The following is a 12,497-nucleotide window of genomic DNA, read 5'->3' on the forward strand; positions in this document are numbered from 1 at the left end:
CGGCCCTTGGCGCCCTCGCTGCGGCCATGGCCTCGATGGTCGTAACCGGTGGCGTTCCAGCCCCAGCTGTTGAGGTGTTGCGCCACGTGTTCGTAGCGGCCGATGTGCTCGCCCAGGCCGTGCACGATGAGCACTGTCCCTCTCGCCTCGGTGAGGGGCCAGTCTTGGAGATGCAGCTTCAGCCCATCGGCTGTGGTGAGGGTGTTGGTGTTCATGCGGCGCAGTGTAGGCAGCGCCTCCCGGAGCGCCTAGCGGGCAAGCCCGGTGTGCCCTGTCCACTCGGTGACTGACACTGCGCACAGGGTAGCCAGACTGCACATCCCCATGGAGGCCTGCATGACCAACGACTTTTTCCAGCTCACCACCGAGGGCGCCATCGCCCACCTGCAGCTCAACCGCCCCGAGCGCCTGAACACCATGGCGCCGCCGTTCTTCCCCGCACTGCGCGACGCCGTGCAGGCCCTCAACGACAGCGGCGAAACGCGCGTGCTCGTGATCAGCGCCACCGGCAAACACTTCTGCGCCGGCATGTCGCTCGATGTGTTTGGCGACACCAGCGCAATGATGACCACCACCAGCGCGCGCACGCGGCTGAGCTTCCAGGCATCGTTGCGCCGCCTGATGGGTTGCTTCGACGTGCTCGACGAAGTGCGCTTCCCCGTGATCTGCGACGTGCAGGGCGGCTGCATCGGCGGCGGGCTCGACCTGGCCAGTGCCTGCGACATCCGCCTGTGCAGCGCCGACGCTTTTTTCACCGTGCAAGAAATCCACATCGGCATGGCCGCCGACCTGGGGGTGCTGCAGCGCCTGCCGAAGATCGTGCCGCAAGGCGTGGCGCGCGAAATGGCCTACACGGGAGAGCGTGTCGGCGCCGAGCGGGCGCTGGCGGTGGGCCTGGTCAACGCCGTGCTGCCCGACCACACCACATTGCTCGGCCACGCGATGAAGCTTGCGCAAAACATTGCCGCCAAGTCGCCGCTCGCGATGGCCGGCACCAAGCTCTCGATCAACTACGCCCGCGACCACGGCACGGCCGCCGCGCTGCAGCAGATGACGCTGCTGCAAAGCGCCATCTTCGACACCACCGAGATGAAAGAAGCCATCGCCGCCTGGAAGGACAAGCGCCACGGCGAGTTCGATCCGCTGGCGCCGGTGTCGCCGCTGTGAGCGTCAACGGGGCGGCAACTCAGCTCGACGGGTCTTTAGAGCGTGTTCGTGATACCCCGGTGATGATGCCCAGACCCACCAGGATCACGCACGCGATGGCCACGTAGGTGTAGGGCACGCCGGCCAGCACCAACCCCCACGCAATGCCGCCGGTCAGCAGCACAAAACCCAGCAAATACAGTGCAAACGACATCAAAACTCCTTGTTGGGTGATGCCGATCGCACTGTACGCCGCGTTGCTGAGCGTGCCGATCAGCCCAGGTCGCCAGCCGGCGTAGTCCTATGCCTACCCGTGAACTGCCACGGCGTGTTATTTGCCGCCCCAGCCCTCGGCCCAGGTGCACAAAGGCATCAGTGAGGTCATCAGTTGTCGGCCTTCTTCGGTGAGGTGGTAGCCGCCGTCTTCATGCGCCACGAGCCCCACGCCGCGCAGCTCTTTCAGACGCGTGTTCAGCAGGCTGGGGTTGGTGTCGCAGGCGTCTTGCAGGGCACGAAACGTGAGTTGATCGCCGCGGCGCAGCTCCCACACGATGCGCAGCGCCGCTCGGCGCCCCAGCAGGTCGAGCACCACCATGATCGGGCGGCCGGTCTTCGAGCCGCGCACGGGCGAGCCGATCTTGGGGGTGGGCATGGTGTGGCGCAGGATGGAAGTGTTTGCTGCGGACAATTTAGCAGGCAGGTTCTCGCGGCCTACACTGCGTCGCGCCGCCCCTCTCTCCAGTCACCTTCCCGTCACGTTCCTCTCACTTTTGCACCAACCCATGCTGAGCCGCTTCTTCAAAAAACGCGAAGGCGCCGACGCGCCCCACGCCAACCCTGCCGCCCCCTCCCACGCCGATGCCAAGGCGGCCAAGGCCAAGCAGGCCGAAGACGCCCGTGCCGAGTGGCTGCCGCGTGTGCAGGCGGCGCAGGGCGATGACGCGGCCTTGCTGCTCATCACCCAGACCGCGCCGCTGTGGGAAGTGAAGCTCGCCGCCGTCGAGGCACTCACGGGCGAAGAGGCGCTCAAGCAGGCCGAGCGTGAGCTGCGCAGCCAAGACAGCCGTGTGCACCGCGTGGCGAAGAAGCGTCTGGTCGCGGCGGTGGCGCAGCGCGAAGCGCGCAGTGGCGCACAAGCGGTGATTGACGATGCCAGCCACCTGCTGCATGAAACCCCGCTGCCCGCCAACCGGCTGGTGGAAATCGACCGTGGCTGGCAGGCGCTCGAGGCGAGCTTGTTGACGCCGGAGCAGTTGACTCAATTCGCCACGTTGCGCGAGCAGCTCAACACCGTGCTGCGCGAAGAGGGCGAGGCCCAGCAGCGGCTGCAACAAGAACAACAGCAGCGCCTGGCCGAACAAGCGCGCGAGGCCGAGGCCGACGAAGAAGCGCGCCTGGCCGCGCTGGCTGCCGAGCCGCCGGCCGCTGAACCGGAGCCAGCACCCGAAGCGGTGGCCGAGGTCGTACCGCCTCCGCCGGCCAAGATCGTGCTCAGCCCCGAACAACGTGCCCAGCTCGACAGCGTGTTGAGCCTGGCCGAAGCCGCACTCGCCGAAGGCCAGTTGGGTGACATGCAGCAGCGGCTGCAAGAGGTCGATGCCGCTCTCGATGCGCTCAAGGGTGTCAGCGTCGGCGACAAGCTGCGTGCCCGCCATCAGGCCTTGCACGCCGAACTGGCGCGGCTCAAGGGCTGGCAGAAGTGGGGCGGCGCACTGGCGCTCGAAGCGCTGGTGGACGAAGCCGAAGCCCTGGCCAAGCTCACCCTGCTGGCTTCCAACACCGAGATCGCCAACGTGCCCAAGCTGCGCCTCAAGGCACATGCCGAGAGCATCCAGGGCATGCGATCACGCTGGAAAGAGATCCACGCTGCGGGCGCCCCCGTCAACCAGGTTCTGGGGCAACGCTTCGACGCGGCGCTGCAAGCCGCCTATGTGCCGGTGGCCGCCCAGCAGGCGGCGCTGAAGGCCTCGCGCGAAGAGAACCTGCAGTCGCGCATCGCACTGCTGGACACGCTCGATGCCGTTCCCCTGGGCGATGCACCGGCCACCCCCGAAGCCCAGGCCGCCCATTGGAAAGAACCGCTGCGCGCGCTCGGTCAGTTTCAGCTCGCCTGGCGCCAGCTGGGGCCGCTGGAGCACACCGTGCCGTCGGCCAAACGCAAGGCCTTGCAGCAGCGCCTGGACGACAGCGTGGCGCGCATCGAAGCCCCCATCGAAGCCGCGCGCCGCACGGCGCAGGCCGAGCGCGAGCGCCTGATCGCCCGTGCCGAAACACTGGTGCAAGAGCTGGCGCGCCACCCGCGCGACGCCATGCCGCGCGTGCGCGAGCTGCAGGCCGAATGGCAGCAGCACGCCCGCAGCCTGCCGCTTGCGCGCAAGGTGGAGAACGTGCTGTGGGGCCGCTTCAAGGCCGCCACCGACGCGGTCTTTGCGCAGCGCGAAGCCGCGTTCAGCGCGCATGACGCCGAGCTGGCGGCCAACCTGGCCGAGCGCGAAGCCTTGATTGCGCGCCTCACCGCCATCGACCTTGACACCGCACCGGTGGCCGAAATGCAGCGTGCGTTGGGCGATGCCGATCGTGCCTGGCGCCAGCCGGTCGAGGTGCCGCGCGCGGCCGTCAAATCGCTCGACACACGCTTCACGGCAGCCCGCGCCGCGCTGGCACAGGCGGTGGCTGACAGCGCACAAAAACGTTGGCAGGCGCAGTGCGACCACCTCGTTGCCAAGATTGCCCTGTGCGAAGCGCGTGAGGCATCCCCCGAAGAGGCCGACCTGGCCGACCGCTGGGCCGCACTCGAGGCCTTGCCTGTGGCGTGGGAAAAACCGTTGGCGCAGCGCTGGTCACAGGCACCCGCGACCGGCCCGCTGTCGGTGACGGCCTGCGACGACTTGCTGCTGCAACTCGAAGCCGCGCTCGACCTGCCGGCCTCGGCCGAATCACTGGCCGCGCGTCGCGACCTGAAGCTGCGCGCCTTGAAAGACGCGCTCGAAGGCCGCGCGGCACAAACCCAAGACCCGGTGACGCAACGTGCCCAGTGGTTTGCAAGCGCCTTGCGGCAAAGCCGCATGAGCCCCGCGCAGCGCGAGCGCTTGCGTGCGCTCGTCGCCGCGTTGCGCCAGGCCGCGCCGGGTTCGTTGGGCGGTACCGCTCGATGAGCGACTACCAAGACGCCACCATCGCCCGCCAGCACCAGGCCGAGCAGGCCGACGGCAACGAGCTGAGCCTGCACCTGTTGCACGGCACCGGCTCGGCCCTGGGCCACCGCTGCATTCACCGCGTGCTGACCGACCGCAGCGGGCAGCTCAAGTCGGACATCGTTTATTACTACGGCCCGGCCATCGCCACCGAGGTGGTCAACGCCGACTTCGAGCTGCTGGCCAGTGGCCGGGTGATGTCGGTCAACCAGCTGCACCACACCGAGTTCTTGCTCAACCGCCGGCTGCGCGCGGCGCGCTGAGCTCAGCGCGGCGGTGGCAGCGGCTCGCCTTGCAGGCGCCGCCACAGCCAGGCGAGGTAGCGCCCGACCTCAGGCCGCGAGCCCACCGGTTCGGGTTGGGCCAACGGCACCGCCGCGCTGCGCCGCTCGGCCACGACGAAGCTGAAGGTGTAGGACGGCTCCTGGCCCATGCGCAGGTCGGTGATGCTCACGCGTGCGCCGTCTTGCTGCAGCTTGTAGAAGCCCTTGCTGAAAGCGCTGATGCGCTGCACACCGTCGATGCCCTGCAGCTCGGCCGCAAGTGCGGTGCCGCGCGCGAAGCGGTCGAACTGCATCCGGGGTGTGGCATCGAGCAAGGAATAAAAACCTTCGTGGTAGCTGTCGCCCGAGACGGCCACGACCCGCCACAACACCGAGTTGAACGCCGTGGGCGTGACCAGCACGCGCTCGGCCGTGATGCCTTGCTCGGCCAGCGATGCCTGCGCCACACGCTCGACCTGCTGCTGCGCCACCACGCCCCAAGCGAGATACGCCGCGCTCAGCACCAGGCCGACCGTGTTGGCCTTGAAGTTGCGCGTGCTCATCGCCCACACGGTGCCCACCAGCAAAGGCACGGTGTACAGCGGGTCGATGATGAACACGCTGCCCACGCCGAACGGGTGGTTTGAAAACGGCAACGCGAGCTGCGTGCCATAGACCGTCATGGTGTCGAGCAGCGGGTGAGTCACCAGCGCCAGCCAGATGGCGAGCCACCAGCGCTGCCATTGGGCCCACTCGCCGTGGAGCCGTGCGATGGCTGCCGCGAAAGGAAGCGAGAACAGCGTCAACCAGAAGGGCGCGTGGCTCTCGGCGCGGTGCAGCACCATGTTGTGGATGGCGTTGCCGTGGTCGATGAACACGTCGAGGTCGGGCAGTGTGCCCGCGACGGCGCCCCAGGCTGCCGACTTCCACACGGCGGTGCGCCGGCCCATCACGGCCACGCTCACGGCGGCGCCGAGGGCAATTTGCGAGAGTGAATCCATGCGGTGCTCGGCGTTCTATTTGGGGGTGGCTTGCGGCTCGACCCAGCCGCCACCCAGCACCTTGTACAGCGTGACCAGGTTCTGCACCTGCGCGGCTTGCACCTGCACGACGGCCTGTTGTGATGCGAACAGCGAGCGTTGCGCGTCGAGCACATCGAGGTAACTCGAGGCGCCATTTTTGTAGCGCAGGTCGGCGAGTTTGAAGCGCACCTGCTCGGCATTCGCCTGCGCCAGTTGCGCACGTGCCTGCTCGCCCAAGGTGGCGCGGCCAGCGAGGGCGTCTTGCACTTCGCGGAAGGCGCTCTGGATGGATTTTTCGTACTGCGCCACAGCAATGTCGCGGTTGACCTGGGCCACGTCGAGGTTGGCCTGGTTGCGCCCGGCGTCGAAGATCGGCAGCAAGATTTGCGGTGCAAAGGTCCAGGCCGAGCTGCCGCTCTTGAACAGGCCGCTCAGCTCGCTGCTGGCCGTGCCGGCGCTCGCGGTCAGGCTGATGCGCGGGAAGAAGTTGGCCCGCGCCGCGCCGATGTTGGCGTTGGCGGCGAGCAGCTGCTGCTCGGCCTGGCGCACGTCGGGGCGGCGGGTCAACACCTCGGAGGGCAGGCCGGTGGGCAGGTCGGTGGCCAGGCGCTGCTCGCTCATCGCCAGGGGCGGCGGCAAGTCGGTGGGCACGGCCTGGCCGAGCAAGAGCGTGAGCGCGTTTTCATCGAGCGCGCGTTGGCGTGTGAGTTGGGCCAGTGTGACGCGGGCCGCTTCGAGCAGCGACTCGTTGAGCCGGAAGTCGAGCTCGGAGCTGGCGCCGTTGTCGAACTTCAGCTTGGCGAGCTTGAGCGACTCCTCGCGAGTCTTCAGCGTCTCGCGCGTGAGGCCCAGCAACTCGTCGTCGGCAATCAGCGCGAGGTAGGTGGTGGCCACCGACGAGATCAGGCTGATCTGCGCCGCCTTGCGGCCCTCTTCGGTGCCGAGGTACTGGGCGAGCGCGGCGTCACTCAGGCTGCGCACACGGCCGAACAAATCAATCTCGTAGGCGGTGACTTGCAAGCCCACGGTGTAAAGCGTGCTGATGTTGCCGGTGACTTGCGACGGCCCGCGGGTGGCCGCCGCGCCCAGGCCCAGCGTGGGCCACTGGTCGGCGCGGCGCACGCCGTAGGTGGCGCGGGCCTGCTCGATGTTGAGCACGGCCACGCGCAGGTCACGGTTGTTCTTCAGCGCGACCTCGATCAGGCGCTTCAGGCGCTCGTCGGCAAAGTAGCTTTGCCATTCGATGTGGTGCGCCGCACGCGTGCCGGAGCTGGTGGCCTCGTTGGTGAAGCCAGGGGCCACGGGTGCCGCAGGCCGCTCGTACTTCGGGGCCAGGCTGGTGCAACCCGCGAGGGCCAGTGCGGCGACCAAGGACAGCAAACGCTTAGACATGATGGCTGCCTCCTTGCGCGTCGGTTTCGGTCTCATGCGCATACATCTTTCGTTGACGCTCGCTGCCCTTGAAGAAGCGGCGCACCACCACAAAAAACACCGGAACGAAGAAGACGGCCAGCAGCACCGAGCTGATCATGCCGCCGATCACACCGGTGCCGAGCACACGCTGGCTCGACGAGCCCGCGCCAGAGGCCAGCATCAGCGGCAGCGTGCCCAAGATGAAAGCCATCGAAGTCATCAGGATCGGCCGGAAGCGGATGTGTGCCGCTTCGAGAGCCGCCTCCATCGCCGACTTGCCCTGCGCCTGAAGTTCTTTCGCAAACTCGATGATCAGGATGGCGTTTTTCGCCGACAAACCGATGATGGTGATCAGCCCCACCTGGAAGTACACGTCGTTGGTGAAGCCGCGCAATGTGACCGCCAGCAGCACCCCCAGCACGCCGAGCGGCACCACCAGCATCACCGACAGCGGGATCGACCAGCTCTCGTACAACGCGGCCAGGCACAAGAACACCGCGAGGATCGCAAAGCCGTACAAGATGAGCGCCTGCGAGCCGGCGAGCTTTTCTTCGCGCGACTGGCCGGTCCATTCGAAGGCAAAACCCGCTGGCAGCTTGGCGGCCAGCAACTCCATCTCGGCCATGGCGGCACCCGTGCTGTAGCCGGGCGCCGCCGAGCCGTTGATGCGGATCGCAGGGTAGCCGTTGTAGCGCACCGTCTGCATCGCACCCGTCACCCACTGGGTGGTGGCGAAGGCCGACAGCGGCACCGGCTTGCCCAGGTTGTTGGTGGCATTGAGTTTCAACAGGTCTTCGGGCTGCATGCGCGAAGGTGCGTCGGCCTGCACCACCACCCGTTGCAGGCGGCCGGCGTTGGGGAAGTCGTTCACGTAGGCCGAGCCGAGCGCGGTTGAGATGGCTGTGTTGATCGAGTCGAAGTTCACGCCCAGCGCGCTGGCGCGGTCGCGGTCGATCGCCAGCTCCACCTGCGGGGCGTCTTCGAGCCCGTCGGGGCGCACCTGCGTGATCACCTTGCTCTGCGAGGCCATGCCCAGCAGCTGGTTGCGCGCCTTGATCAACGCATCGTGCCCTTGGCCCCCGCGGTCTTGCAGGCGGAAGGTGAAGCCCGACGACTGGCCCAGCTCGGGAATGGGTGGCGGGCTCAGCGGGAAGATGAAGGCATCGCGCACGCCCATCAGCGCACCGAAGGCCCGGCCGGCGACGGCGTCGGCCTGGTGCTCCTTGCCTTTGCGTTCATCCCAGTCCTTGAGCGTGACGAAGGCGAGCGCTGCGTTTTGGCCCTGGCCCGAGAAGCTGAAGCCCAACACCGCCACCATGCTCTTCACCTCGGGTTGCTGGAGGATGTAGCCCTCGACCTGCTTCATCACCGCCAGCGTGCGCTCTTGCGTGGCGCCCGGGGGCAGCTGCACGTTGACGATCATGTTGCCCTGGTCTTCTTGCGGCAGGAAGGAGGTGGGCAGGCGCATGTAGAGCACCGCCACCGCCACGCCGATGGCCAGGTAGATGATGAGAAAGCGCCCGGCGCGCTTCAAGATGCGCGCGACCCAGCCCTCGTAGCCTTTGGCCGTGCGTGTGAAACCGCGGTTGAACCAGCCGAAGAAGCCGGTCTTCTCGTGGTGGTGGCCGGCTTCCACGGGTTTGAGCAAGGTGGCGCACAGCGCTGGCGTGAGCGACAGCGCCAGAAAGGCCGAGAACGCGATCGAGGCCACCATCACCGCCGAGAACTGGCGGTAGATGTTGCCCACCGAGCCGGAGAAGAACGCCAGCGGCACGAACACCGAGATCAGCGCGACCGTCACGCCGACGATGGCGCCCGAGATCTGGCCCCTGGCCTTGCGCGTGGCGAGCAGGGGCGAGAGCCCTTCTTCGCTCATGATGCGTTCGACGTTTTCGACCACCACGATGGCGTCGTCGACCACGATGCCGATCACCAGCACCATGCCGAACATGGTCAGCACGTTGATCGAGAAGCCGAGCGCGAGCAGCACCGCGAAGGTGCCCAAAAGCGCGATCGGCACCACGATGGTCGGGATGATGGTGTAGCGCCAGTTCTGCAAGAACAGGAACATCACCAGGAACACCAGCACCACGGCTTCGACCAGGGTTTCCGCGACCTGGCTGATCGAGATCTTGATGAAGCGCGAGCTGTCGTAGGGAATGGCGTACTTCACGCCGGGGGGGAACAGCTTTTGCAGCTCGTCCATGCGCTTGTGGATGGCCGCGGCCGTCTGCAGTGCGTTGCCGCTCGGTGCGAGCTGCACACCGATGCCGGTGGACGGGTTGCCATTCAGCCGCGCCGAGGTGGCGTAGGTTTGTGCCCCCAGCTCCAGGCGCGCCACGTCGCGCAGGCGCACGGTCGAGCCGTCGGTGTTGGCGCGCAGCACGACCTTGCCGAACTCCTCGGCGTTGTTCAGCTGGCCCTTCACCACCACGGTGGCCGAGATGCCCTGGCCGGCGATGTTGGGCAGGTCACCGATGGTGCCCGACGACACCTGTGCGTTTTGCGAGCGGATGGCCGCGACCACCTCGGCCGATGACAGGTTGAAGCTCTGCAGCTTGTTCGGGTCGATCCACACACGCATTGCACGCTCGGTGCCGAAGAGCTGCGCCTGGCCGACACCTGGCACGCGTTGCAGCTCGGGCAACACATTGCGCGAGGCGTAGTCACCGAGTGCCACCGGGTCGAAGGCCGGGTTGTCGGACGAAAGAATGGCGAACAGCAGGAAGTTGGAGCGCGCCTTGTCCACCCGCACTCCCTGCTGCGTCACTGCGGCGGGCAGGCGCGGCGTGGCGCGGCTCAGGCGGTTTTGCACGTCGACCTGTGCGAGGTCGGCGTTGGTGCCGGGCTCGAAGCTGATGGTGATGCTGCCGGTGCCGTTGGCCTGGCTCACCGACTCCATGTACATCAGGCCGGGCGAGCCGTTCATCTCGCGCTCGATGACGCTGATGACGGCGTCTTCCAGCGTTTGTGCCGAAGCGCCCGGGTAAGAGGCCGAGACGACGATGGCGGGCGGTGCCACCGGTGGGTACTGGGCGATCGGCAGCTGCGTGATCGCCACGCCACCCATCACCAGGATGAAGAGAGCAATCACCCACGCGAAGATGGGTCGGTCAATGAAAAAGCGGGCCATGCGAGGGTGCTCCGGTCACTTCGACGCCGCAGATGCCGCAGCGGAGGCGGCTCGTGCTGGGGCGCTGCTGATCGGCGCCCACGGCACCGGGTTCACCGGCGCGCCGGGCACCATCATTTTCTGGAAGCCGTCGACGATGACCTTCTCGCCCGGTTGCAGGCCTTCGGTCACAAGCCACTGGTTGCCCTGGGCCGAGCCGATCTTGATCGGGCGCGGCGCGGGCTTGTTGTCGGCCCCGACCACCAGCACCGAGTCGCCCTTGTCGGAGCGTGTCACTGCCTGCTGAGGCAACAAGATGCCCGAGGGCAGCTCGGCCTGCGCCAGGCGCACCCGCACGTACATGCCGGGCAGCAACAGGCCGGTCGGGTTGGGCACTTCGGCACGCAGTGTGATCTGGCCCGAGGTCGGGTCGACGGTCAGGTCACTGAACAGCAGCTTGCCGGTTTGTGGGTGTTCGCTGCCGTCTTCGAGCACGATGTGCACCTTGGCCGCGTCGGTGCCGGCTTTTTGCAGCGCGCCACTGGCGAGGGCCTTGCGCAGCCGCAGCACCTCGGTGGTCGACTGGGTGAAGTTCACATACATCGGGTTGATCTGCTGCACCACGGCCAACGGCGTCGCTTCACCCTGGCCGACCAGTGCCCCTTCGGTCACCAGCGCACGGCCGATGCGCCCCGCGATGGGCGAGCTGACCGAGGCGTAATTGAGGTTGATTTGCGCTGTTTGCAGCGCGGCGCGGCCGGCGGCCACGTCGGCTTCGGCCGACTTCTGCGCCGCCACCGCGTTGATGTACTCCTGCTTGCTGACGGCATTGGCTTCCATCAGCGGCTTGTAGCGCTCGGCCTGCGCGGTGGCCTGCGTTGCGTTGGCCTGGGCGCGCGCCAGCGAAGCCTGGGCGCTGGCGGCGGCCGCCTCATACGGCGCGGCGTCGATGCGAAACAAGGGCTGACCGGCGCGCACGTCGCTGCCTTCCTTGAACAGGCGCTCACGCAAGATGCCGGCCGCCCGGGCCCGCACCTGCGCCACACGCGAGGCCTCCAGCCGGCCGGGCAGCTCGGTGGTCAGGCTCACGGTGCCGGGCGCCACGGTGACCACACCCACTGTGGCCGGTGGCATGCCACCGCCTGCGGGGCCGGCGGGCTTGCCACTTTGTTGCCCACAGGCCGCGAGCAGCGCTGCGGTGGATACAACGGCAAACCCAGCCAAGACGTTTTTCAACGCAGACATGCGCATTCCTTCGGAGGTGCGCCCGCGGCGGGCGCCGAGTGAGGGGATCCATCTTCATGCCAGGGCTTGAACAACGCACGGCCGGCACCAGGTCATCGGTTAGTATACATACGCTCATGAATGTATGTTGACACCGGATTTCACGCACCCCCATGGTTCGTCGTACCAAAGAAGAAGCCCAAGCCACCCGCAACCTCATCCTCGACACCGCCGAGGTGGTGTTCCATGAACGTGGTGTGTCGCGCAGCACGCTGAACGACATTGCCCAGGCCGCCGGCCTGACGCGCGGCGCCATCTACTGGCACTTTCAAGACAAGGCCGACGTCTTCAACGCGATGATGAAGCGCGTGACGCTGCCGCTCGAAGAGACCGCACAGCGCAGCGACGACCCTGAGTTGGAAGACCCGCTGGCCTACATGCGCGCCAACTTCACCCACGCGCTGCGCCTGACGGTGAACGACCCGCAGGTGCGCCGTGTGTTCGAGATCGCCACCCACAAGGTCGAGTACGTCGAAGAAACCCAGGCCGTGCGCGAGCGCCACCTGGCCACGCGCGATGAGTGTTTGTTGCATGCGCAACGTGGCATCACCTTGGCGATGGAGCGTGGGCTGTTGCCCAAGCGCATTCCGGCGCGCACGGCGGCGCTGGGCTTGCATGCGTTGATTGATGGGTTGATTCAGAACTGGATGCTGGACACCGAGGCGTTTGATCTGGTGAAGGTGGGGCAGCAGGTGCTGGACACCTACCTCGCCGGGCTGGCCGTGCCCAAGTAGCGCGCCGTCATTCCCGCGAAGGCGGGGATCCAGGAAGGTTCGTTCATCACAGTCCGTTCGGGCTGACGCTTCGCACACCACCTACCGTTCGGGCTGAGGTCGAAGCCTTGTGCCTTTGTGCCGCTGTCGCGTGGTGAGTTCTTCGTACTTCCAGCGGGTGCGTCGGGATGTGCCCCCGACAGGGCAGTAACTTTCTTTTGCTTCGCCAAAAGAAAGTCACCAAAGAAAAGGCGACCCTGCTCGTCGGTCGGCCTAGGGCCGACTGCCCTGCGCTGCTCGGTCTTTGCAGCCGCGCCGAACTCACTTCGCGGCCTGCGGCCGCTGCGTTC

At 66.9% G+C, this 12,497-nt stretch carries 11 protein-coding genes; 4 read left to right on the forward strand and 7 right to left on the reverse strand.

Annotation, left to right across the window (positions count from 1 at the left end; translation table 11 throughout):
- A partial coding sequence (locus RMO40_RS15755) for an alpha/beta fold hydrolase (RefSeq protein ID WP_309723364.1) occupies nt 1–215 on the reverse strand: 215 nt, incomplete at its 3' end.
- A 121-nt stretch (nt 216–336) separates the two neighbouring features.
- Here RMO40_RS15755 and RMO40_RS15760 point away from each other — a divergent pair.
- Nucleotides 337–1,167 (forward strand): enoyl-CoA hydratase-related protein, encoded by an 831-nt coding sequence (locus RMO40_RS15760; protein ID WP_309723366.1) that lies wholly within the window; start codon nt 337–339, stop codon nt 1,165–1,167.
- A gap of 19 nt (nt 1,168–1,186) precedes the next feature.
- Here the strand turns inward: RMO40_RS15760 and RMO40_RS15765 are convergent, their stop codons facing one another.
- Nucleotides 1,187–1,360 carry a hypothetical protein gene (locus tag RMO40_RS15765; RefSeq protein ID WP_309723369.1) on the reverse strand — a complete coding sequence of 58 codons (174 nt, stop codon included), beginning with the start codon at nt 1,358–1,360 and terminating at the stop codon, nt 1,187–1,189.
- A 117-nt stretch (nt 1,361–1,477) separates the two neighbouring features.
- Nucleotides 1,478–1,798, reverse strand: a complete 321-nt coding sequence (locus RMO40_RS15770) for a winged helix-turn-helix transcriptional regulator (RefSeq protein ID WP_309723372.1) — start codon at nt 1,796–1,798, stop codon at nt 1,478–1,480.
- 130 nt (nt 1,799–1,928) lie between these two features.
- Here RMO40_RS15770 and RMO40_RS15775 point away from each other — a divergent pair, with 130 nt between their 5' ends.
- Nucleotides 1,929–4,301 (forward strand): DUF349 domain-containing protein, encoded by a 2,373-nt coding sequence (locus tag RMO40_RS15775; RefSeq protein ID WP_309723375.1) that lies wholly within the window; start codon nt 1,929–1,931, stop codon nt 4,299–4,301.
- Complete coding sequence (locus tag RMO40_RS15780; RefSeq protein WP_309723378.1) at nt 4,298–4,603, forward strand: hypothetical protein; 306 nt, start codon at nt 4,298–4,300, stop codon at nt 4,601–4,603. Before RMO40_RS15775 ends, RMO40_RS15780 begins: the two co-directional genes overlap by 4 nt.
- A gap of 2 nt (nt 4,604–4,605) precedes the next feature.
- Here RMO40_RS15780 and RMO40_RS15785 read toward each other — a convergent pair whose 3' ends face one another.
- From RMO40_RS15785 to RMO40_RS15800, 4 genes are read right to left on the reverse strand one after another with little or no spacing between them, the layout of a single operon-like run.
- Nucleotides 4,606–5,604: a metal-dependent hydrolase gene (locus RMO40_RS15785; protein ID WP_309723381.1), complete on the reverse strand. Its 999-nt coding sequence runs from the start codon at nt 5,602–5,604 to the stop codon at nt 4,606–4,608.
- 15 nt (nt 5,605–5,619) lie between these two features.
- A complete protein-coding gene (locus RMO40_RS15790; RefSeq protein ID WP_309723384.1) occupies nt 5,620–7,017 on the reverse strand; it encodes an efflux transporter outer membrane subunit in 1,398 nt (465 codons plus the stop codon).
- Nucleotides 7,010–10,171, reverse strand: coding sequence for an efflux RND transporter permease subunit (locus RMO40_RS15795; protein WP_309723387.1), 3,162 nt, complete (start codon nt 10,169–10,171; stop codon nt 7,010–7,012). The genes RMO40_RS15790 and RMO40_RS15795 overlap by 8 nt, the downstream gene beginning before the upstream one ends.
- Before the next feature lie 15 nt (nt 10,172–10,186).
- On the reverse strand, nt 10,187–11,395 hold the full coding sequence (locus RMO40_RS15800) for an efflux RND transporter periplasmic adaptor subunit (RefSeq protein WP_309723390.1): 1,209 nt from the start codon (nt 11,393–11,395) through the stop codon (nt 10,187–10,189).
- Between the two features lie 152 nt (nt 11,396–11,547).
- On the opposite strand from RMO40_RS15800, the gene RMO40_RS15805 reads away from it, so the two are divergent.
- Nucleotides 11,548–12,168: a TetR family transcriptional regulator gene (locus tag RMO40_RS15805; protein WP_309723393.1), complete on the forward strand. Its 621-nt coding sequence runs from the start codon at nt 11,548–11,550 to the stop codon at nt 12,166–12,168.
- The last annotated feature ends 329 nt before the right edge of the window (nt 12,169–12,497 follow it).

Source organism: Rhizobacter sp., from assembly GCF_031412075.1.
Lineage (GTDB): Bacteria > Pseudomonadota > Gammaproteobacteria > Burkholderiales > Burkholderiaceae_C > Rhizobacter.

Excerpts from the sequence above, each read along its gene's own strand:
- RMO40_RS15760 (WP_309723366.1), top strand. The coding sequence starts at position 337 with ATGACCAACGACTTTTTCCAGCTCACCACCGAGGGCGCCATCGCCCAC.
- RMO40_RS15765 (WP_309723369.1), bottom strand. The coding sequence starts at position 1,360 with ATGTCGTTTGCACTGTATTTGCTGGGTTTTGTGCTGCTGACCGGCGGC.
- RMO40_RS15770 (WP_309723372.1), bottom strand. The coding sequence starts at position 1,798 with ATGCCCACCCCCAAGATCGGCTCGCCCGTGCGCGGCTCGAAGACCGGC.
- RMO40_RS15775 (WP_309723375.1), top strand. The coding sequence starts at position 1,929 with ATGCTGAGCCGCTTCTTCAAAAAACGCGAAGGCGCCGACGCGCCCCAC.
- RMO40_RS15780 (WP_309723378.1), top strand. The coding sequence starts at position 4,298 with ATGAGCGACTACCAAGACGCCACCATCGCCCGCCAGCACCAGGCCGAG.
- RMO40_RS15785 (WP_309723381.1), bottom strand. The coding sequence starts at position 5,604 with ATGGATTCACTCTCGCAAATTGCCCTCGGCGCCGCCGTGAGCGTGGCC.
- RMO40_RS15790 (WP_309723384.1), bottom strand. The coding sequence starts at position 7,017 with ATGTCTAAGCGTTTGCTGTCCTTGGTCGCCGCACTGGCCCTCGCGGGT.
- RMO40_RS15795 (WP_309723387.1), bottom strand. The coding sequence starts at position 10,171 with ATGGCCCGCTTTTTCATTGACCGACCCATCTTCGCGTGGGTGATTGCT.
- RMO40_RS15800 (WP_309723390.1), bottom strand. The coding sequence starts at position 11,395 with ATGTCTGCGTTGAAAAACGTCTTGGCTGGGTTTGCCGTTGTATCCACC.
- RMO40_RS15805 (WP_309723393.1), top strand. The coding sequence starts at position 11,548 with ATGGTTCGTCGTACCAAAGAAGAAGCCCAAGCCACCCGCAACCTCATC.